This window comes from Arthrobacter sp. AZCC_0090 (assembly GCF_014207375.1).
In the GTDB taxonomy this organism is placed as follows: domain Bacteria; phylum Actinomycetota; class Actinomycetes; order Actinomycetales; family Micrococcaceae; genus Arthrobacter.
Window position 1 is genome coordinate 96,819 of record NZ_JACHEE010000006.1, and the last position, 20,967, is coordinate 117,785.

Below are 20,967 nucleotides of genomic sequence, written 5' to 3' on the forward strand. Positions count from 1 at the left end.
CCGGCGGTTTCCCACCGGAGCCTGCCCCGTCGTCGTGATCCGCACCGTCACGCGGCGCGAATTGCTAGGTCATGACTGGAATCAGAGACCCAGGTCAGCCTCGAACGAACCTTCTTCAAGACGGGCCTTGAGCGTCTGTAGGAAGCGGCCAGCGTCGGCGCCGTCGACCAAGCGGTGGTCGTACGTCAGCGACAGGTACATCATGGAGCGGATGGCGATCGAGTCGTCACCGTTCTCGTCGGCAACCACTACGGGACGCTTGACGATGGCACCGGTGCCCAGGATTCCCACCTGCGGCTGGTTGATGATCGGCGTGTCGAACAGGGCGCCCACAGAACCGATGTTGGTGATGCTGAAGGTACCGCCGGACAGCTCGTCGGGACCGATCTTCCCCTGGCGGGTGCGGCCGGCGACATCGGCGATCTTGCCGGCCAGGCCGGCAAGGTTCAGGTTGCCGGCGTCGGAGATAACCGGGACAAGCAGGCCCTTATCGGTGTCCACCGCGATCGCGAGGTGTTCCGCGTTGTGGTAGGTGATTTCCTGCTTGTCTTCGTCGTAGGCGGCGTTCAGCTTGGGGTGCTGCTTCAGTGCCTCGGCGACGGCCTTGGCGATGAACGGCAGGAAGGTGAGCTTGACGCCGTTCTGGGCCTCGAAGGAACCCTTGGCCTTCAGCCGGAGCTTGGCGATCTTGGTCATGTCGACCTCGTGCACCTGGGTCAGCTGAGTGGAGGTTTCGAGCGACTCGCGCATGCGGCGGGCGATGACCTGGCGAATGCGCGGAGCCTTTTCCACGGTCCCGCGCAGCGAAGAGGCAACCACGGGGGCGGCGGCAGGCTTGCTCGGTGCGGCAGGAGCTGCGGACGCCGGAGCACCGGCTGCAGCCTTCTTTGCGTCGGCTGCAGCGAGCACGTCCTGCTTCCGGATACGGCCGCCGACGCCGGTGCCCGTCACGGTGGTGATATCGACACCGTTCTGGTTGGCAAGCTTGCGGACGAGCGGGGTAACGTAGCCGGATTCCGCCGGAGCCGAGGGTGCTGCCGGAGCCGGAGCCGCTGCGGGCGCGGATTCCGCAACCGGAGCTGTAGGGGCGGCGGCTGGGGCTGCCTCAACAACGGGCGCGGGGGCTGCCGGAGCGGGGGCGGTAACCGGAGCGGCTGCGGCGGGTGCCGGAGCGGCTTCGGCTGCCGGCGTAGCGGCGGGGGCACCGGAGCCAATGACGGCAAGAACCGAGCCGACCTCGGCAGTGTCGTCCTCGTTGACGCGGATTTCCAGCAAGGTGCCGGCCACGGGGGAGGGAATTTCGGTGTCGACCTTGTCAGTGGAGACCTCAAGGAGCGGCTCGTCCACCTCGACGGTGTCGCCGACGGCCTTGAGCCAGCGGGTGACTGTGCCTTCGGTGACGCTTTCGCCCAAGGCCGGGAGGGTCACGTCGTGACTCGATGCCGCGGCAGGAGCTGCTGCCGGCTCGGCAGCGGGGGTCGGGGCTGCGGCCGGCGCGGCTGCCGGTGCCGGGGCTGCTTCAGGAGCCGGCGCTTCGGCGGGGGCTGGAGCCGCCGGTGCCTCCGCCACAGGTGCGGTTGCGGGAGCTGCAGCGCCGTTGCTGCCGCTGCCGATCCGGACCAGGGGAGCGCCGACTTCGGCGGTCTCGTCTTCAGCTACGAGGATCTCTTCGATGATGCCGGCAATAGGAGACGGGATTTCAGTGTCTACTTTGTCGGTGGAAACTTCGAGCAGGGGCTCGTCGACTTCCACTCGGTCACCAACCTGCTTGAGCCAGCGGGTGACGGTGCCTTCGGTGACGCTTTCACCAAGGGCGGGCAAGTTAACGGATTCAGACATGTCGTCCCCGTTCTCCTTATTGATCTTTAGTGCGGATGAGTGTTGCCTGCTTGGGGGCCCTGCGCCCGCAGTTCGTGTGGGCGCAGGACCGGGTGTCTTGCGTAAAGACTTAGCCGTGGAGCGGCTTGCCTGCCAGGGCGAGGTGGACTTCGCCCAGGGTCTCGTTCTGCGTCGGGTGTGCGTGGATGAACTGTGCCACGTCCTCCGGGTGTGCTTCCCAGTTGACGATCAGCTGTGCTTCGCCAATCTGTTCGCCCATGCGGGAGCCGATCATGTGGATACCGACGACGGGGCCGTCCTTCTGGCGGACGACCTTCACGATGCCGCCGGTGCCCAGGATGGAGCTCTTGCCGTTGCCAGCCAGGTTGTATTCCTGGGTCTGGACCTGGTCCTCGCCGAACTTCTCCTTGGCGCCCTTTTCCGTGTAGCCAACCGTAGCGATTTCAGGTTCGCAGAAGGTGACCTTCGGGATGTTCACGTCTTCGACGACCACTGGGTTCAGGCCGGCGATCTCTTCGGCCACGAAAATACCCTGCTGGTACCCTCGGTGGGCCAACTGGACGCCGGGGACGATGTCGCCGACGGCGTAGACGTTGCCGACGCCGGTGTGCAGGCGTTCGTTGGTGATGACGAAGCCGCGATCGATGGTGATACCGGCTTCTTCGTACCCGAGGTTCGCGGTGACGGGGCCGCGGCCCACGGCGACCAGGAGGAGGTCGGCTTCGAAGGTCTGGCCGTCAACCAGGGTGACCTTGACGCCGTTGTCGTCCTGCTCCACGCCCTGGAAGAAGACGCCGGTGCTGAACTTGATGCCGCGCTTCTTGAACGCGCGCTCGAGGTTCTTGACGATGGCGGCGTCTTCGTTGGGAACGAGGGAGGGGAGGCCTTCTACGATGGTGACGTCGACGCCGAAGGACTTCCAGACGGAAGCGAATTCGACGCCGATGACGCCGCCGCCGAGGACGATGACGCTCTTCGGGATGTAGTCCATGGTCAGCGCTTCGTCGGACGTGATGACGCGGCCGCCGATTTCGAGACCGGGCAGGGAACGGGAGTAGGAACCCGTGGCCAGGACGATGTTCTTGCCCTTGTAGGCTGTGCCGTTCACGACGACGGTGTCAGTGCCCTGCAGCTTGCCTTCGCCTTCGATGACGGTGATGCCCTTGGACTTGATGAGTCCTTGCAGGCCCTTGTACTTACCGGCGACGATTCCGTCCTTGTAGGCGTTGACAGCGTCGATGTCGATGCTGTCAAGCGTCACATTCACGCCGTACTTGGCGGAGTCGCGTGCGTGGTCGGCCAGTTCCGCCGAATGCAGCAGTGCCTTGGTGGGGATACACCCGTTGTGCAGGCAGGTGCCACCGAGCTTGGCCTTCTCGACCAGACCAACGGTGAAACCAAGCTGAACGGCACGCAGAGCCGTGGCGTAGCCGCCGCTGCCGCCACCGAGTACCAGGATGTCGAATTCTTGCGCAGTTGCCTGATCGGCCACTAGGACGCTCCCTCGCGTGAGCGATGACACGCGACTACGCGTCATCTGGTCTTGGAACTTGTTCTGCCGCGATTATGCCAGCACCGAAGTTCTCTTGCATTTGTGACTACCGTGGTTCACCTTAGCGAACCACTTATCCATGCTCCACCCTGCCGAGGCTTTTGTGGGGCGCTTGTGGCCAGACTCACGTCGGGCCGTGGGGCCGGTCATGAACCGGCCCCACTTGGAGGCCGGTTCAGGCCGTTGCCAGCACGTCCTCGATGTAGGCGAGCAGCGTCCGGACGGTGCAACCGGTACCCTGCTTGGGCGTGTAGCCGTACGGGCTGCCGTTGTTGAAGGACGGGCCGGCGATGTCGACGTGTGCCCACGGGATCTGTGCGCCTTCAGCGTCCTTGCCGACGAACTCGCGCAGGAAAACGGCCGCGGTCATCATTCCTCCGTGGCGTTCGCCGATGTTCGCGATGTCCGCCACTTGCGAATCCAGGCTTGCCCGCAGTTCTTCCGGCAGCGGCATCGGCCAGACGAGCTCGCCTGCGCGGTCGGCGGCGGACTTGAGTGGGCCGGTGACAGCGTCCGAGCCCATCACGCCGGCAGTACGGTCGCCGAGGGCGATCAGCTGTGCCCCGGTGAGCGTCGCGACGTCGATGATGGCGTCCGGCTGTTCGAGGCTCGCCGCGACCAGGCCGTCGGCCATGACCAGGCGTCCCTCAGCGTCGGTGTTGAGGACCTCAACGGTCTTGCCGCCGTAGACGGTGAGGACATCTGCCGGGCGCTGTGCAGCACCGGACGGCATGTTCTCGGCGATGCAGAGCCACGCGGTCACCTTGACCGGCAACCCGAGCCCCGCAACAGCCAAGACAGTATTAAGTACGACGGCGGCGCCCGCCATGTCGCTCTTCATGTCGCCCATGCCGAGGGCCGGCTTGATCGAAATGCCGCCGGTGTCGAAGGTAATGCCCTTGCCCACGAGCGCGATCTTCTTGGTGGCCTTGGCCGGGGCGTACTCCACCTTGACCAGGCGCGGTTGGCGGGTTGAACCTTTTCCGACGCCCAGGATTCCGCCGAAGCCGTCTTTCTCGAGGCGCTTCTCGTCCCAGACGGTCACTTTGACGGGGAGACCCTTTGAGAGTTCTTTGGCAGCTTCGGCAAAGGACTCCGGGTAAAGGTGGCTCGGCGGCTGGTTGACCAGGGTACGGGTGGCGTTGACCGCGCGTCCGACGAGGAGCGCCCGGTCAAATGCGGGCTGGACTTCCTTGCCGTCAAGGGCTGTGTGGATCAGGACCTTGCCGACCGGATCCTTGAGGCCGTCCTTGCTGGAACGGTGCTCGGTGTAGGAATAGGAACCGAGCACGGCGCCTTCGGCGACGGCTGAGACGTCGGCGAGGGACGCCGTCGGGAGTGCGAGCGTCACGGAGGACAGGCCAGCCAGTTGGCGGACGGCGGATCCTGCAGCGCGGCGCAGGGCCTCCTCAGCGAGGGAAGCGCCGTCGGCGACCTTGCCGACACCCGCCAGGACAAGAACGCCTGAGCCGGTCTCCGGAAGACCCGGCAGACGGTGAACCTGATCGGCGGCTCCCGTAATGCCCAGGAGTCCCAACGAGGCTGCGAGAGATTCCGCAGCCTTGGCGCTCAGCGGGTTCCCGAGAAGCACCGGGCCGTCAGGACCCTGTCCGATGCCTATCACGAGTGCGTCGCTGGGCGACTTTTTCAGGTCCTTGGCGATGGTGCCAAGGGTGATGTCTGTAGTCTTCACCACGAGGATCCGTCCTCATTTCTCTCTGCATGGCTTGGCCGGGCTGCATGTTAGGCGCCCGGCCCTGGTACCCGTCGGTTGTCCGCTTGTGACAACGTCTGTGGTTGCTTCAGTCCGCACACGGCGGCACGTCTCGATCGTAGTCTGTCTGCTGCGCCGGAAAGCAATTAAATGAGAGTTGCAGCACATCGGCTGACAGGAATGCCTAGCCGGTCCGGGGCGTTGTACCAATACATGGAGCGTGGCTGGCCGCCGATGGCACTTGCCGTGGTGTGCGCCCGCTTGCTCCTCCTAAAACTTGCAACTGCGAAAGGAACACGCCGTGTTTGAACGGATATCCGGCTCACTCCTTGACCCTGAGTCGCTCTACGCGAGCAACATCGAGCTCTTCCACAGCCCGGAGATCAGGGGGCTCAACATGCTGATGGGCTTTACGGGATTTGCCGATGCGGGCAACGTGGTCCATCAGATCAACCGGGAGCTGCTGGACACACTCGAAGTCGAAACCGTGGCCGTCTTCGATGCCGACCAGCTTATTGACTACCGCACGCGCCGTCCCCACATCAGTTTCGTCGAGGACCATCTGGAGGACTACAAGGCCCCTCAGTTGGCCCTTTACAGGCTGAAAGACGGGCTGGGCGAGCCATTCCTGCTACTTGCCGGTTTCGAACCCGACCTCCAGTGGGAGCGGTTCTCGCGCGCCGTCGTCGGGATCGTGGAAAAACTCGACGTCAACCTGGTTACCTGGATCCATTCGATCCCCATGCCGGTTCCGCACACCAGGCCGGTGGGTGTCACGGTGCACGGTAACCGCCCGGAACTCATCGAAGGGATCTCAACGTGGAAGCCCACTGTCGACGTTCCTTCGGCTATTGGCCACGTTCTTGAACTGCGGCTGAGCGAAGCCGGGCGTAAGGTGGCCGGTTACGTGATCCACGTTCCGCACTATCTCGCCGACGCGGAGTATCCGCCGGCAGCTGTCGCGGGGCTTGAATACCTGGGCGCGGCGACCTCCCTGATGCTGCCCACTGACCGCCTCCGCGAGGCCGGAAGGGAAGTGGGCCGGCAGATCGCCGAGCAGGTGGAGGCATCCGAGGACGTCCAGCAGGTGGTGTCAAAACTGGAATCCCGCTATGACGACAAAGCCGAGGGGACGGTCCGGCGATCCTTGCTCGCTGACGAGAACGACGAACTGCCCAACGCCGAGGACTTGGGCGCGGCGGTTGAGGCGTACCTCGCACGTAAAGATGCGCGCCCATAAAGCAGCTTTAATGAGGCCCCGGGCATAATGGAAGGGTGAACGCACCCCGCGCCTGGCTCATATGGACGATCGGGGTGCTCGCCTATCTGGTGGCAGTGGCCCAACGCACATCTTTCGGTGTCTCCGGACTTGAAGCGACTGAGCGATTCCATGCCAGCGCGGCCGCTATTTCCTTCTTCACCGTGCTGCAATTGCTCGTCTATGCCGGCCTCCAGATACCAGTGGGGCTGCTTGTTGACCGCTTCGGCTCCCGCGCCATGATTGCCAGCGGTGCCGTGCTCATGGGACTCGGCCAACTCCAACTGGCTTATGCCGAAACCATTCCGGGCGGCGTGCTCGGCCGGGTGCTCGTCGGAGCCGGTGATGCCATGACCTTCGTCTCCGTGATCCGCCTCGTACCGATCTGGTTCGCGCCGGCCCGGGTTCCCCTTGTCACCCAGCTGACCGGAATGTCGGGCCAGCTCGGCCAGCTCATCAGTGTGGTGCCGTTCGCGCTGGTCCTTCATTCCGCGGGTTGGAACACAGCCTTTCTGGCTCTGAGTTCCCTCTCCGCGCTCGCCGTGGTCCTCGTCCTGGCGCTGCTCAGGGACGTTCCGCCGGGTCACCCACCCCGGGAGAGCGGTCAAGGGCTGCGCGCCACCGGTGTGACCCTCGCTCGCGCGTGGCGGCAGCCCGGGACGCGATTGGGGCTTTGGTGCCACTTCACCGTCCAGTTCAGCGGTAACGTCTTCGCCATGTCCTGGGGCTACCCGTTCCTGGTGTCGGCGCAGGGCCTGGACGCGGCCACCGTGTCCGCCCTGATGGGGCTCTTTGTGGTCACCAGCATTCTGGTGGGGCCCCTGTTCGGAACGTTCGTCGCGAGGCACCCCATGCGTCGCTCGGCCATGGTCCTCCTGATTACTGCGGCCACCGCACTTGCCTGGGCTGCGGTTCTGCTATTGCCGGGCAGGGCGCCCTTGTGGTTGCTTGCCTTGTTGGTGGTCGCCCTGGCCATCGGTGGCCCCGGGTCGATGATCGGCTTTGATTTTGCCCGGACATTCAACCCTTCCCACAGGATTGGAACTGCCACGGGCATCGTCAATGTGGGCGGATTCGTTGCGGCGCTCCTGACGATCTATTTCGTGGGGCTGGTCCTCGACATTCTTCACACGAGCGGTTTCTCGGGAGGCGAGCTGTACGGCCTCGCGTCCTTCCGTATCGCTTTAAGCGTGCAGTTCCTGTTCCTCCTTGTGGGTAGCGTCTTGATCGTCATGACCCGCCGTAAGGTGCGCCGCCAGATGGCGGCCCAGGGCGTGCACGTTCCGCCACTCCTCGTGTCGCTTGCAAATCAGCGCCGGCGCCGCGTCGAATTGCGACGCGCACGGCTCGCAAAGCAGCGAAGCTCCGCGCGGTAGCCTGATTCGTCATTGCAACCTTTGTCCACATAGGGCAATTGAGGCCTGCCGTCACCGCGTCTTGCCGCCAATGCTGGATTCATGACAACAGACAACCGTGTAACCATCTCCCGGCCCGAGGACATTCTGGGCTTCATTCCCCATGCCCTGGGACACTGGCCGAAGGAGAGTCTCGTGGCCATTACCTTGCGGGGCCAGACGCTCGGCGCCACCCTGCGCGTGGACCTTCCGCCTGAGGGATCCGAGAAGGTGCTTGCTCTGTACTCGCGGAGGATCGGTGAGTATTTGGAAGCAGACCATGACGCGGACGGAGTGCTCCTGGCAATTTTCAGCGATGATGGCTGGGAAAACGGCGGCGTTGTGCAGGGCAACCTGCCGCTGCTGGAGTCCTTGGAGCTGGTCTTCGCCCGCGGTGGCCTGGCGCTCCGGGATGCCTGGTTCATTGGTTCTGGCTACTGGCGCAGCGCGTTCTGTACCGATGTGGAGTGCTGCCCGATCCCCGGGCGTCCCGTGGACGAGATCCTCGACAGCAGGCTCAACGCCGAAATGGTTTTCAGGGGGAGCCGTGTCAGGGAGTCACCCCGGTTGCTGGGGCAGGCTGACGAACCGGCTATTGATCCGGAGTTCTTGCGTGCGGAAGACTCCACCCTTGAGGAAATGCTTCGGCGGTGGCGTGGCAAGAAGACATTCGAAGAAATGCTGGATGTGTGGATGGGGGTCCTCGATTCCGGCCTTCCGGAAGAATTCGACCCCGAGGCCGAGGCGTTCCTCCGGGCGAGCTTGCGGGTTCCGGCGTGGCGTGACGCCGTGGTGGTCCTTGCGGCTGCCGGGAAAGGAGTCGCCCGCGGCGGCGCGGAGGCCTTCCGCTTCTTTTCTCCCGAGGGCGATTCGGAAGCCGCCTTGTTCATTCCGCCGGGGCTTCGGTGTTTGTCTCCAGCAAAAGGGAAGCCGAAGGCGCAGAGATCGTCACCAGCAGGGCAAAGTCAGCGGGCATCCGGCGGAGAGGCTCCGCGGACGGCGGCGGCGGATAACAACGCCTTGCGGTACGGGGACGTGTTGCTAGGGCTGTACCCGGATAACCCCGACTGGGACCGACTGGCCACCTTGGACAGGGTTCTGGCGATGCTCTCGCGGCGTGGGGGCGGCGAGGGACGGGCTGCTGCGCTCACGATCCGGGGGTGGATTCAATGGTGCCAGGGGAGCGGTTCGTTCGCGGACGAGCTCTTTTCACAAGCGGACGCTGAACAACAGGGCTATCGACTTGCGGAGCTGCTTGCCGAGGTGGTGCGGCGCGGCACCGTGTGCGGTTGGGCGAAAAGCCATGCGTCCGCATGGCGGAGGTTCGGAGGCACAGCGGCGTGACACGAAACCGCGTCACTGTGGGAAATCCAGCGAAGCGTAATTGTCCACAAGGTAGCCGATATCGACGCCCCGGATTCCAAAACCGTGAGACAATGGTTGCCGAGACCCGGTTGGGTCCGTGTTTCAAGTGCCCGGAATGTCCCTGAATTTAGGGAACATTTAGGCGTCGTCGGGAGTTTTATCTAAAGACTCTGCGGTCGGCGATGGCACTTGATGTTACAGCGGACTTGACAGGGTCATAGTGGTGTTGCCCCCATGGCGATTCCACAGACCGCCGCTAGAAAGGTTTTCTGTGACCCCGTCTTCCGCCGAGAAGGAACCCGCCGCCCAGGCCGAACTGTCCGCCGAAGAAAAGAAGGCGGCTACAGTTGCGAAGCGTGCGGCAACGCGTGCTGCCAATGCTTCAACTGCAGGTGCAGAGAAGCCGGCACCCAAGAAGCGCGGGCCCAAGCCCGGCGCCAAGGCCGCTGCCGAAGCCGCCAACAAGTCCGCCGGTGCCGACGAGGACTCCGAAGAAGAAGCCGAGGACTTTGACGCCGTCGTTCCCGATGAAGCAGAGCTCACCGAGGAAGTCGAAGAAGGCGAAGAGGGCAAGAAACCTGCCGCGACAGGTTCCGGTTTTGTGTACTCGGATGCCGATGACGACGACGCTCCTGTCCAGCAGGTCATGTCCGCCGGCGCAACCGCCGACCCCGTCAAGGACTACCTGAAGCAGATCGGTAAGGTGGCCCTCCTGAACGCGGAGCAGGAAGTCGACCTTGCGCTCCGCATTGAAGCCGGCCTCTTCGCCGAGGAAAAAATCAATGCCGATGATGGTTCCATGGATCCGAAGCTCAAGCGTGAGCTCGAGTTCATCATCCATGATGGCAAGCGGGCCAAGAACCACCTCCTCGAAGCCAACCTGCGCCTTGTGGTTTCCCTGGCCAAACGCTACACAGGCCGCGGCATGCTGTTCCTGGACCTCATCCAGGAAGGAAACCTGGGCCTGATCCGTGCGGTAGAGAAGTTCGACTACACCAAGGGCTTCAAGTTCTCCACCTACGCCACGTGGTGGATCCGCCAGGCCATCACCCGCGCCATGGCAGACCAAGCCCGCACCATCCGCATCCCGGTGCACATGGTGGAAGTCATCAACAAGCTGGCACGGGTTCAGCGCCAAATGCTGCAGGACCTCGGACGCGAACCTACGCCTGAGGAATTGGCCCTCGAACTGGACATGACGCCCGAGAAGGTCGTTGAAGTCCAGAAGTACGGCCGCGAGCCCATCTCGCTGCACACCCCGCTTGGCGAGGATGGGGACTCCGAGTTCGGCGACCTGATCGAGGACTCCGAAGCCGTTGTACCGGCGGATGCCGTGAGCTTCACTCTCCTCCAGGAGCAGTTGCATTCGGTACTCGATACCCTGTCCGAGCGTGAAGCAGGCGTCGTAGCCATGCGCTTCGGCCTCACCGACGGCCAGCCGAAGACTTTAGACGAAATCGGCAAGGTCTATGGGGTCACCCGCGAACGCATCCGTCAGATTGAATCCAAGACGATGTCCAAGCTGCGCCACCCCTCGCGGTCGCAGGTTCTGCGCGATTACCTCGACTAAAGCAATGGATGCCTTGCCCTCAGCGGCGCAAGCTTTCACAGAAATGGGCCCTCGGATCTTCCGGGGGTCCATTTCTTTCCCCAGCGCATCTTCCCTAGAGCCCGTTGCGTTCGAGTGCTCGGCCGAGGATCCTTGCACCTTCCGGGAAGGCGGAGGGGTTGGGACCAGCGAAGTTGAGTCGGATGAACGGGCCGGCCGGTTCGGCAGGGAACCACTCGTTACCGACGGCGATCATCACCCCGGCACTCTCGCAGTCGAGAGTCAGCTTTTCGAGGTCGGTCCCGTCGGGCAAGCGTGCCCAGAGGTTCAGCCCTCCCTTGGGGATCTGGGTGATGTGAGCCCTGGGGGCGTGTTCGTGCAGGCTCGTCATCAGAAGGTCGCGGCGGGATTGAAGCTGATGGCGAAGGCTGCGCAGGTGCGTCTGCCACGCCGGCTGTGTGACGACATCGAGTGCCGCAGCCTGGAGCAAGCCGCTGACATACATCGACTCGGCTGCACGGTCCGCAAGAATGCGTTCGCGCGCCGGGCCGCGCGCGATGACTGCAGCGACGCGGACGGCAGGGGAGACGCTTTTCGTCAGTGAACGGAGATAGACGACATGGCCGGAGTCGTCACGTGCGGCGATGGGCACGGGAGTCGAGGTGATGCCGAAATCGTGCGCCCAATCGTCCTCAACCAGGAACGCACCGTGCTCGCGGACGACGTCCAGGACCTGTTCGCCCCGTCGGGCGGGCCATTGCGCCCCAGTGGGATTCGCATAGTTCGGTTGCGCGTAGAACAGGCGTGCGCCAGTCTCCTCAAAAGCCCTGGCCAATTCTTCCGGGTCAGGCCCATCGGGCCCGCTGGGCACCGGGACAATGCGGACTCCGGCCTGCGTCGCTGCCAGGATGGCTCCCCAGTAGCTCGGAGATTCCATGAGCAGAGGCTGCCCGTGGCCGACCAACGCAGTGAAGATGGAGCTGAGGCCCCCTTGGCTTCCTGGGAGCACGATGACGTCGCTCGGTGTGGGCGGGGTGAGCCCTGCCGGGGTCGCGGAGCCGAGTTCGTGCGCGAACCAGGACTGCAACTCGGGAAGCCCTGCCGCGGGTGGTCGAGACAAAGCCGCGTCTCCCCGGGCGGCCCGGGCGAGTGCGGCACGCACAAGGCGCTCCGGCAGGAGTTCCCGGTCCGGGTAGCCGGAGTGGAAAGCAATGATGTCGTTCGAGGTGTTGCGCATGGTGGTGGACGCCGAGCGGGGAGGCGCCTGCGGTGCACCCAGTGCTGCAGTCTGCCAGCCGTAATCCGACGGCCGCGCAGTCCGGACGGCCCGCACGAAGGTCCCGACCCCGGGCCGGCTCTCGATCAAGCCCTGCGCGGTGAGGGTCTGCAGCGCCTTCTGTACTGTCACGGGGCTGGCCTGGTACTCGGCGACCAGTGATCGTGTGGACGGCAAGCGGGATCCCGGCGCGGCCCCGGCGATCCATTCCCGCAGTCGCGTCGCAATCCGGGAACTGCTATCGTTGTTCATGAGAGACAATAGTAGCGCTACTACGCTTATTCGCCCAGTGATACCGTCCAGTTCGGCGACGGGCCTTTGGTGGGGCCTTGTGGGAGTAGCGGCGTTCTCGTTCACTGTTCCCTTCACCCGAGTGGCGGTCGGTGGATTGTCGCCCTTGCTTATCGGGTCGGGCCGCGCGGTCGTCGCGTCCGCACTCGCGGCGTGTGCCCTCGCGCTCACCCGGCAGCGCCTTCCTCAAGGCAAGCAATGGGCGCGGCTCGCGGTGGTCGCCGCCGGGATTGTTGTCGGCTTCCCGTTGCTCACCTCGTTCGCACTCACGACGGTGCCCGCCAGCCACGGTGCCGTCGTCATCGCCCTGTTGCCCGCAGCGACCGCAACCGCTGCAGTGCTCCGCGGACGCGAGCATCCACCGATCGCCTTCTGGTTGGTGACAGCCGTGGGGGCCATTGCGGCGATTGCTTTCGCTTTCGCACAGTCAGGCGGGCTCGGGCAGCTGAACTGGGCGGATCTGCTGCTCCTCGGCGCTGTCATTGCTGCGGCTATCGGATACGCGGAAGGCGGTCTGCTCGCACGCGAACTCGGTGCATGGCAGACCGTATCTTGGGCGCTCGTCTTGGCATTGCCGTTGATGGCCGGCCTGGCTGCGCTCTCCATGGCTCAGCACCCACCGTCGGCCTCGCCGGTCCAGTGGGCCGCCTTTGCATACCTCGGAATCGTCAGCATGTTCTTTGGATTCTTCGCCTGGTACCGAGGCCTCGCCATTGGACCCATGGCCAAGGTTAGCCAGATTCAGCTCATCCAGCCTGTGCTGAGCATTTGCTGGGCAGGGCTGCTGCTCGGCGAAGCTTTGAGCTGGACCACGATCATCGGGGGCCTGGCCGTCATTGTCTGCGCTGGGATCGCCGTCCGGGTCCGGCTCAACCCGCCACCGGCGAAACAGAATCTCTGAGGACGAACAGCCCCAAGAAGACCGCCTTTCCAAAAAATAGGAGGAATGAACCCATGTACATCCCAGCGCATTTCGCGGCCGGTCCCGATGCAATCCGTGACCTCTTGACACGGCCGGGTGCAGCGAACCTGGTCACCATGACGTCGCAGGGCCTGCTCGCCAGTTTCGTGCCCTTCGTCTACGATCCTTCGGTCGGTGAACTCGGCGCGCTGCACGGACACGTCGCCCGAACCAACACGCAATGGTCCGAGCCGACGATCGGAGAATCACTTGTCATCATCCAGGGTGCGGACGCCTACGTCTCGCCTTCCTGGTATGCCTCGAAAGCCGAACACGGACGCGTTGTTCCCACGTGGAACTACTCCACTGCCCACGTCTACGGAACGCTTGCCGTCCATGACGATGTGGCCTGGCTTGGCCACCAAGTGCGGCGGCTGACCAAGCTCAACGAAGCACCGTTTGAGCGACCGTGGTCCGTTGAAGATGCGCCGGAGAAGTATGTCGCCGGTCAGTTGCGAGCCATTGTTGGCGTCGAATTGTTGATCACGAGGATCGAAGCGAAAGCCAAACTCAGCCAAAACCGTCCTGACACGGACATTGACGGTGTGATAGCAGGGCTTGAGGCTCGCGGACAGGAAGAGAGCGCCGCCGACGTAGCGCGAGCCAGGCTGGAAAAACCGCAGCGGGACACCGGCCTCGCATAGGACGCATCAGTTTCTCGGTTGGGAGGCGCCCTTCCATGGGCCGCCCTCCGTTAACGCAGCGGCCCCCTCCATCTGGAGGGGGCCGCTGTCTCTGTGAAATTTTGTCAGCCGAGGCGGCCGCTGGAGCCAGCCATTGATGGCTAATCGGCGAGGACGGGTTCCTTCTCCTGAAGGCGCGCCGTCTCGTCATGCCAGTCCGAGGTCATCGGCCGCAGCGTGGCCTCTACTGCACGTGCGTGGTGGCCGCAGAAAAGCAGCTCACCGCCGGAGGACTCGAGTACAACGCGGACATATGCCTGGGCCCCGCAACGGTCGCACCGGTCGAGTGCATTGAGTGTGCGGTCTGCAACTGCTGTTGTCATGTTCGGCCTCCTTAGTAGTTCTGTGTATCCATATAACCAGCTTTCGAATCAAAACCATGGCAAGGATGGGTCACGTTCGCTGTCCGCGTATCACATGTGCGTAACGCGGGGAAGTGGCGTCCGGCACGATTGGGAGTGGCAGCTCTCGTCCTGGCTCCGAGGCGGCTAGCCTAGGAGGAGTGTTTTTCGCCTCTGTAATACCCCCGAAGGAGCGCCCCGCCCGTGGCACCGAGTTCTGAATACAACGCCCGGCACCTTTCAGTTTTGGAAGGCCTGGAGGCGGTCCGCAAACGTCCGGGTATGTACATTGGCTCCACCGATTCACGCGGCCTCATGCACTGCCTGTGGGAGATCATCGACAACTCGGTGGACGAAGCGCTGGCGGGCTTCGGGCACGATATCCAGATCATCCTGCACGCGGACAATTCGGTGGAAATCCACGACGACGGCCGCGGCATCCCTGTGGACTTGGAACCCAAGACCGGGCTGACCGGCGTCGAGGTCGTCTTCACCAAACTGCACGCCGGTGGAAAGTTCGGTGGCGGTTCCTACACGGCTTCCGGCGGCCTGCACGGCGTTGGCGCGTCCGTGGTGAACGCGCTCTCCGCCCGTCTTGACGTGCAGGTGGACCGCGGCGGCAAGACGTATCAGATGTCGTTCCGCCGGGGCGAGCCCGGACGATTCAAGGACACTGGCTCCAAGCCCAGCCCGACCTCGGTCTTTGAACCGTTCGTCGAGAACTCGGTGCTCGACGTCGTGGGCAAGGCCAAGCGGGGTGTCACCGGCACCCGCATCCGCTACTGGGCAGATCGGCAGATCTTCACCCCGGACGCGAAGTTCGCCTACGAGGATCTTGCGGCGCGCGCCCGCCAAACGTCTTTCCTTGTTCCGGGCCTCAAGCTCACTGTCCGCGACGAGCGCCGGCTTCCTGGCACTCCCGGCGAAAACGGGCCGCACCAAGAGATCTTCCATCACGACGGCGGCATTTCCGAATTCGTCGACTTCCTCGCCGCGGATTCGGGCGTCACTGATATTTGGCGGCTCCATGGTGCGGGCAAGTTCAAGGAAACCGTTCCGGTCCTTGACGAAAACGGGCACAGCAAGATCGCCGAAGTGGAACGCGACTGTGAAGTGGACATCGCGCTGCGCTGGGGGATCGGCTATGAAACCACCATGCGGAGCTTCGTCAACATCATCGCCACGCCCAAGGGTGGCACGCACCAGGCAGGCTTCGAACAGGCCCTCATGAAGACCTTCCGCAAGGCCGTCGAAACGAACGCGCGCAAGCTCAAAGCGGGCAACGACAAGATCGAGAAGGACGACATCCTGGCCGGCCTCACGGCGGTGCTGACGGTCCGCTTGGCGGAGCCGCAATTCGAGGGCCAGACCAAGGAAATCTTGGGCACTTCGGCCGTCAGGGCGATCGTCGCCAAGGTGGTCGAGGAAGAGATCACTGCGCGCCTGAACTCGGCGAACCGCAACGACAAAGCCCAGTCCGCCCTGCTGCTCGAGAAGATCGTCAGCGAGATGAAGTCCCGCATCTCGGCCCGCGTCCACAAGGAAACGCAGCGCCGGAAGAATGCCCTGGAAACGTCTTCGATGCCCACCAAGCTGGCAGATTGCCGCACGGACGACGTCGGACGCTCGGAGCTCTTCATCGTGGAAGGTGACTCCGCCCTTGGCACCGCCAAGCTTGCACGGTCCTCGGACTTCCAGGCGCTGTTGCCGATCCGAGGCAAGATCCTGAACGTGCAGAAGGCCTCGGTGGGGGACATGCTCTCCAACGCAGAGTGCGCCGCCCTCATCCAGGTAGTGGGTGCGGGATCGGGCCGGAGCTTCGACATCGATGCCGCGCGGTACGGCAAGGTGATTCTGATGACCGATGCAGACGTCGACGGCGCGCACATCCGTACACTCCTGCTCACCTTGTTCTTCCGGTACATGCGCCCGATGATCGATGAAGGCCGGGTGTTTGCCGCAGTACCGCCGTTGCACCGGGTTGAAGTCATCAACGCCGGCCAAAAGGCCAACGAGATGATCTACACCTATTCGGAGGCCGAACTGCACGTCCTGCTAGCTAGGCTCGCCAAGGAAGGCAAGCGTTACAAGGAGCCGATCCAGCGCTATAAGGGCCTGGGTGAAATGGACGCCGAGCAGCTTGCCGAGACCACCATGGATCCGCGCCACCGAACCCTCCGCAAGGTGGGGATCGAGAACGCCAAGATGGCGGAGGACACCTTCGACCTGCTGATGGGTTCCGATGTTGCCCCGCGCAAGGACTTCATCATTGCGGGCGCCGCAGACCTGGATCGGGAGCGCATCGACGCTTGATTCGGCCTGGCCCAGCAAACCACTTCAGCCCAGCAGGCCCGGCACTATCAGCAGGCCGGTGGGCACGGCGAGCAACATGGCCGAGGCCGCAAGGACCAGGGCGCGCAGCCCTGCCGGAAGCGGAGGCTTGGGTGAGAGTAGCCGGCTGACGCGCGACGCCGTCGTGCGCGGTGAATCGGCGCCGCCGGTTCCGCTCAACGTGCTGTCATCAGAGGAAGAGTCTCCTGCGCTTGTTCCGGGCAGGGAGACCCGCTCCATGGGACGGACGGAACCGCTGGCCACAATGGCGATCGCCTTGATGAGCGTTCCCTTGCTCTCGGTGCGGAGCGCCACGTCATCGGCGAGCATCTCGATCAAGGAATTGACCGCAACCTGGGCGAGGCGCGTGGTGGGGAACCAGGGCAGGGCCTGGCGCCACGCAGCGAAGGCCCACAAGAGAAGGTCGTGGCGTTGCGAGAGATGGGCATTTTCGTGGATGAGGACGGCACGGAGCTCGGCAGGTTCCAGTGCGGCCATCAGGCCATCGGACAATACGGTCACGGACCGTGCTCCGCCGGGCAGGCAGTAGGCAACGGGGGAGTCATGGTTGATGACCACGGTGCCCGGACCGTCGTCGGAGGGTGAAGCCAGAAGTGTGAGAAGTTCGCGGTGGCGCCGCCGCTGCCGTTCGATCTTGACGTAGGTGAGCAGCAGGGTGAACACGAGATGGGCGCTCAGCAGTGCCGCTGCGGACAACGCGAACAAATGCCAGAAGCCCAGCGCCGTAGTGGGCTCGTTGTGGAGGACCATGCCGGCCAAGGAGCGAAGGCCCGCAATGAGGTTGTCGCCGATGGGTTCTAGTCCGTACACGAGCATGGCTCCGATCATGGAGAGGCCACCCGCAAGCGCGATGGCTTGCCAGAGGACCATGGCCATGAAGGGCGCACGCGCCGGCCATTCAGCGCGCGACAAGAGGACGGGAACTGGCCATGCCAGCACCAAAGCAAGGACCGCCAGAAAATATGAGGTCCAGAACATGGGTGGTTAGTTTTTGCTGAGCAGTTTGCGTAGCGTGGCAGCTTCGCTTTCGCTCACGGAACCAATGAACCGGGCCAGCACTGCTTCGCGGTCCGGGGCCGAACCCAGTGCCTCATGCATGAGGTCTGCCGTGTGGTCGGCGCGGCTCGACACGGCCTGGTAGCGATGCGGACGGGTACCCCGTTCGCGCTCCACGAGGCCCTTCTTCTCAAGGCGAGACAAGACGGTCAGCACCGTGGTGACGGCGAGGTCTTTGCCTTGGTGCCCTGCAATGCCATCCGCAGCGGCAGAATCCTGCGCCAGCAGATCGCGGAGTTTGTTGGCTGTCGCGGCCTCCTGGCCTGCCCAGAGCAGATCCATGACCGCCCGTTCCAGTTCGCCAAGACTTGCCATCAATGCATCCCTACTTTCCGCAATTCCCTCCGCGATATGGCTCGAGGGGAGTGCGATGATCCAACATTCCACCATCAATCTACCGCGTTTTGAGCCACGATTCTACGTGAGGTAGAACATGCCGCGGGGCGTGTCCTTGCGGCACTGTGACGCCACTGGAAGAGTGGTGACCACATCGCAGAGGTTTGTTCTACACTGTGTAGAAGAATTTAGTTTCTACGCAACGTAGAAAATAGACGCCGCAAGCGGGCGTCGGGACAATGCCGGATAAAAAGGACAGCCATGGACGCCTTGGAAATCGCACGCTGGCAATTTGGAATCACCACGGTCTACCACTTCATGATGGTGCCCCTGACCATCGGGCTGGGGCTCGTTGTGGCCGTCATCCAGACCCTTTGGTACCGCACCGGCAAGATTGAATACCTGCGGATGACCAAGTTCTGGGGCAAGCTCTTCCTCATCAACTTCATCATGGGCGTCGCCACGGGCATCGTGCAGGAATTCCAGTTCGGCATGGCATGGAGTGAGTACAGCCGCTTCGTCGGAGACATCTTCGGCGCGCCCCTGGCCTTGGAAGCGCTTCTGGCGTTCTTCGTGGAATCGACCTTCCTGGGGCTGTGGATCTTCGGCTGGAAGCAGCTCAAGCGCAGTGTCCACCTCGCGTGCCTTTGGATCGCCGTGATCGGCTCGCTCTTCTCTGCATACTTCATCATCGTGGCCAATTCCTGGATGCAGCACCCGGTCGGAGTGGAGATGGTCAACGGACGTCCCGTCATGACCGACGCCTGGGCGGTCTTCACCAACAACACGGCGTTGGTGGCCGTGCCACACACGCTCTTCGGCGCACTGGGCGTCGCCGGCGCGTTCCTCCTGGGCATCGCCTGGTACCACCTCTGGCGCCGCCGCCATGACGGCATCGACAGCGTCGATGCGGACGGCCGCGCCATTCCTGGCGAAGCCAATATTCCCGGACGGGACAAAGCAGACTACAAGGTGTGGATCAATTCCTTGCGGATCGGCGCCGTCGTTGCCATGATCTCCTTCGCCGGGACAGCCTTCACCGGCGATCTGCAGGGCAAACTGATGTTCGAACAGCAGCCCATGAAGATGGCCGCCGCAGAGGCCGCATGCCACGACGGCACCGGATTCTCCGTGCTGAGTGTTGGCAACGTCGGCTCCAAGAACTGCAACGACATTGTGGCCGTGATCGAGGTCCCCGGCATTCTCTCCTTCCTGGCCAAGGGTGACTTCAGCACGGAAGTGAAGGGCGTCAACAGCCTCCTGGACGAGTACAAGGCAAAGTACGGCACGCACTTGCCCAACGATCCCTTGTACGGCGATCGCGCAGGGCAGGAAATCCAGTATGTGCCGGTCATGGAAGTGACCTATTGGGGCTTCCGCATGATGATTGGCTTCGGTGGGATCGCAGCCTTTGCCGCGCTGCTCGCCTTGTGGGTGACACGCAGGGGCGTGGTGCCGCAATCCAAATGGATCATGCGCCTTGCAGTCTTCGGCATCCTTGCTCCCTTTGGGGCTAACGCCGCGGGCTGGATCTTCACGGAAATGGGCCGGCAGCCGTTCGTCGTCGCGCCCAATCCGGATGCCAGCGGCATCGACCAAGTGTTCATGTTCACGGCTGCAGCCGTCTCACCGGGCGTGTCCGCCGCCGAACTCATCACCTCACTGGTGGTGTTGGCCTCGATCTATGCGGTGCTGCTGGTAGTGGAGGTCAGGCTGCTGGTCAAATATGCCCGCGGTGGCGTGGCCTCCGCGATGCCAGAGCTCGCTGAAGCCCGCCACGGCGGGGAGAAGGAAAAGAAGGACGACGACGGCGGGACCCCGGGCGCGCCGGGCGCCCCGCGCCAGCCCGGCGACACCGACGACGTCCTGGCATTCGCCTACTAGGAAGCAGAGGGATCTTTCGAATGGAACTGTTGCCAACAGTCTGGTTCATAGCCATCGCCGTGTTGTGGACCGGCTACCTCTTCCTGGAGGGCTTCGACCTCGGCGTCGGAATGCTCATGAAGCTCTTCGCCCGGAACAACACCGACCGCCGGGTGCTGCTGAATACGATCGGCCCGGTATGGGACGGAAACGAAGTGTGGCTGCTGACCGCGGCCGGTGCCACCTTCGCGGCCTTCCCGCTCTGGTACGCCTCGCTGTTCTCTGCCCTCTATTTGCCGCTCCTGCTTGTTCTGGTGGCTTTGATCTTCCGGGCTGTGGCTTTTGAGTACCGAGGCAAAGTGGACACTGCGCGATGGCGGACCATCTGGGACTGGGCCATTGCCGTGGGCTCCTTCACGGCCGCGTTTGGCATCGGCGCGGCCCTGGCGCTGACCACCACAGGGCTTCCGCTCAATTCCAACGGCGACCGGCAGGGTGGACCTTTTGCTTGGTTCAGCGGATACGCGGTCCTGGGCGGCCTCGCCGTCGTCGCGTTCGCCTTGGTGCACGCCTTGGCGTTCCTGGCGTTGAAGACCGACGGCGAGGTCCGCCACCGCGCGCGCGGCTGGTTTGTGTGGCTCGCGCCAGTCGCATTGCTGCCGCTGCTGGGATGGATGGTGGCCGTGCAGCTGCTCAGCGGCAAGCAGTGGACGTGGATACTCGTGATCCTGGGAGTCCTGGCTGCTGCAGCTGCCTGGGTCCTTGCCCGCAACGGAGCCGAGGGAAAGGCCTTCGGAGCCCTGGGTGCGTTCCTGGTGTGCGCCACAGCCTCCATCTTCGGAGCGGCCTTCCCCGTGGTCATTCCTTCCACCTTGGATCCGGCCTTCAACCTCACCATTTCCAACGCCTCCTCCTCCGCCTACACCCTGGGATTGATGAGCATCGTTGCGGCAGTCGGCCTGCCCCTCGTCATCGCCTACCAGGCCTGGACCTACTGGGTGTTCCGCCGGCGCGTGAGCGCGGCACACATTCCGGCCGCACACGGATTCCTGCCGGCCATCGCCGCCAAGGTGCTCGTCGGTCACGCGGCGCCGGGCCCGGTTGGGAAACACTCACGCCGCAACGCCAGCGAGTAAG

At 63.6% G+C, this 20,967-nt stretch carries 16 protein-coding genes; 9 read left to right on the forward strand and 7 right to left on the reverse strand.

Annotated elements, in window-relative coordinates:
• Positions 1 to 81 precede the first annotated feature (81 nt).
• From sucB to HNP00_RS11305, 3 genes are all read right to left on the reverse strand, one after another.
• Entirely contained in the window at positions 82 to 1,839 is a 1,758-nt protein-coding gene (gene sucB / locus HNP00_RS11295; protein ID WP_184739052.1) for a 2-oxoglutarate dehydrogenase, E2 component, dihydrolipoamide succinyltransferase, read from the reverse strand.
• Between the two features lie 109 nt (positions 1,840 to 1,948).
• A complete protein-coding gene (lpdA, locus tag HNP00_RS11300; RefSeq protein ID WP_184739055.1) occupies positions 1,949 to 3,331 on the reverse strand; it encodes a dihydrolipoyl dehydrogenase in 1,383 nt (460 codons plus the stop codon).
• Positions 3,332 to 3,566: 235 nt separating this feature from the next.
• Entirely contained in the window at positions 3,567 to 5,087 is a 1,521-nt protein-coding gene (locus tag HNP00_RS11305; protein ID WP_184739056.1) for a leucyl aminopeptidase, read from the reverse strand.
• A 319-nt stretch (positions 5,088 to 5,406) separates the two neighbouring features.
• Between HNP00_RS11305 and HNP00_RS11310 the strand changes: the two genes are divergently transcribed.
• From HNP00_RS11310 to HNP00_RS11325, 4 genes are all read left to right on the forward strand, one after another.
• Entirely contained in the window at positions 5,407 to 6,345 is a 939-nt protein-coding gene (locus HNP00_RS11310) for a proteasome assembly chaperone family protein (RefSeq protein WP_184739058.1), read from the forward strand.
• A 35-nt stretch (positions 6,346 to 6,380) separates the two neighbouring features.
• Positions 6,381 to 7,739: a nitrate/nitrite transporter gene (locus HNP00_RS11315; protein ID WP_184739060.1), complete on the forward strand. Its 1,359-nt coding sequence runs from the start codon at positions 6,381 to 6,383 to the stop codon at positions 7,737 to 7,739.
• An 81-nt stretch (positions 7,740 to 7,820) separates the two neighbouring features.
• A complete protein-coding gene (locus tag HNP00_RS11320) occupies positions 7,821 to 9,101 on the forward strand; it encodes a DUF4192 domain-containing protein (protein WP_184739062.1) in 1,281 nt (426 codons plus the stop codon).
• Positions 9,102 to 9,393: 292 nt separating this feature from the next.
• Complete coding sequence (locus HNP00_RS11325; protein ID WP_184739065.1) at positions 9,394 to 10,692, forward strand: RNA polymerase sigma factor; 1,299 nt, start codon at positions 9,394 to 9,396, stop codon at positions 10,690 to 10,692.
• 94 nt (positions 10,693 to 10,786) lie between these two features.
• Here the strand turns inward: HNP00_RS11325 and HNP00_RS11330 are convergent, their stop codons facing one another.
• A complete protein-coding gene (locus HNP00_RS11330; protein ID WP_184739066.1) occupies positions 10,787 to 12,199 on the reverse strand; it encodes a PLP-dependent aminotransferase family protein in 1,413 nt (470 codons plus the stop codon).
• Between HNP00_RS11330 and HNP00_RS11335 the strand changes: the two genes are divergently transcribed.
• Together HNP00_RS11335 and HNP00_RS11340 are read left to right on the forward strand one after the other, a co-directional pair.
• Positions 12,198 to 13,139, forward strand: a complete 942-nt coding sequence (locus tag HNP00_RS11335) for a DMT family transporter (RefSeq protein ID WP_184739068.1) — start codon at positions 12,198 to 12,200, stop codon at positions 13,137 to 13,139. The genes HNP00_RS11330 and HNP00_RS11335 overlap by 2 nt on opposite strands.
• 53 nt (positions 13,140 to 13,192) lie before the next feature.
• Positions 13,193 to 13,843, forward strand: coding sequence for an FMN-binding negative transcriptional regulator (locus HNP00_RS11340; protein ID WP_184739070.1), 651 nt, complete (start codon positions 13,193 to 13,195; stop codon positions 13,841 to 13,843).
• Positions 13,844 to 13,983: 140 nt separating this feature from the next.
• Here HNP00_RS11340 and HNP00_RS11345 read toward each other — a convergent pair whose 3' ends face one another.
• Positions 13,984 to 14,205, reverse strand: a complete 222-nt coding sequence (locus tag HNP00_RS11345; RefSeq protein ID WP_059389114.1) for a hypothetical protein — start codon at positions 14,203 to 14,205, stop codon at positions 13,984 to 13,986.
• 222 nt (positions 14,206 to 14,427) lie between these two features.
• Here HNP00_RS11345 and HNP00_RS11350 point away from each other — a divergent pair, with 222 nt between their 5' ends.
• On the forward strand, positions 14,428 to 16,536 hold the full coding sequence (locus tag HNP00_RS11350) for a type IIA DNA topoisomerase subunit B (protein ID WP_184739073.1): 2,109 nt from the start codon (positions 14,428 to 14,430) through the stop codon (positions 16,534 to 16,536).
• Between the two features lie 24 nt (positions 16,537 to 16,560).
• Here the strand turns inward: HNP00_RS11350 and HNP00_RS11355 are convergent, their stop codons facing one another.
• Positions 16,561 to 17,553, reverse strand: coding sequence for a M56 family metallopeptidase (locus tag HNP00_RS11355; protein WP_184739075.1), 993 nt, complete (start codon positions 17,551 to 17,553; stop codon positions 16,561 to 16,563).
• 6 nt (positions 17,554 to 17,559) lie between these two features.
• Positions 17,560 to 17,946, reverse strand: a complete 387-nt coding sequence (locus HNP00_RS11360; RefSeq protein ID WP_184739077.1) for a BlaI/MecI/CopY family transcriptional regulator — start codon at positions 17,944 to 17,946, stop codon at positions 17,560 to 17,562.
• A gap of 282 nt (positions 17,947 to 18,228) precedes the next feature.
• Between HNP00_RS11360 and HNP00_RS11365 the strand changes: the two genes are divergently transcribed.
• Together HNP00_RS11365 and cydB are read left to right on the forward strand one after the other, a co-directional pair.
• Positions 18,229 to 19,851 carry a cytochrome ubiquinol oxidase subunit I gene (locus HNP00_RS11365; RefSeq protein WP_184739079.1) on the forward strand — a complete coding sequence of 541 codons (1,623 nt, stop codon included), beginning with the start codon at positions 18,229 to 18,231 and terminating at the stop codon, positions 19,849 to 19,851.
• A gap of 20 nt (positions 19,852 to 19,871) precedes the next feature.
• Positions 19,872 to 20,966, forward strand: coding sequence for a cytochrome d ubiquinol oxidase subunit II (gene cydB / locus HNP00_RS11370; RefSeq protein WP_184739081.1), 1,095 nt, complete (start codon positions 19,872 to 19,874; stop codon positions 20,964 to 20,966).
• The last annotated feature ends 1 nt before the right edge of the window (position 20,967 follow it).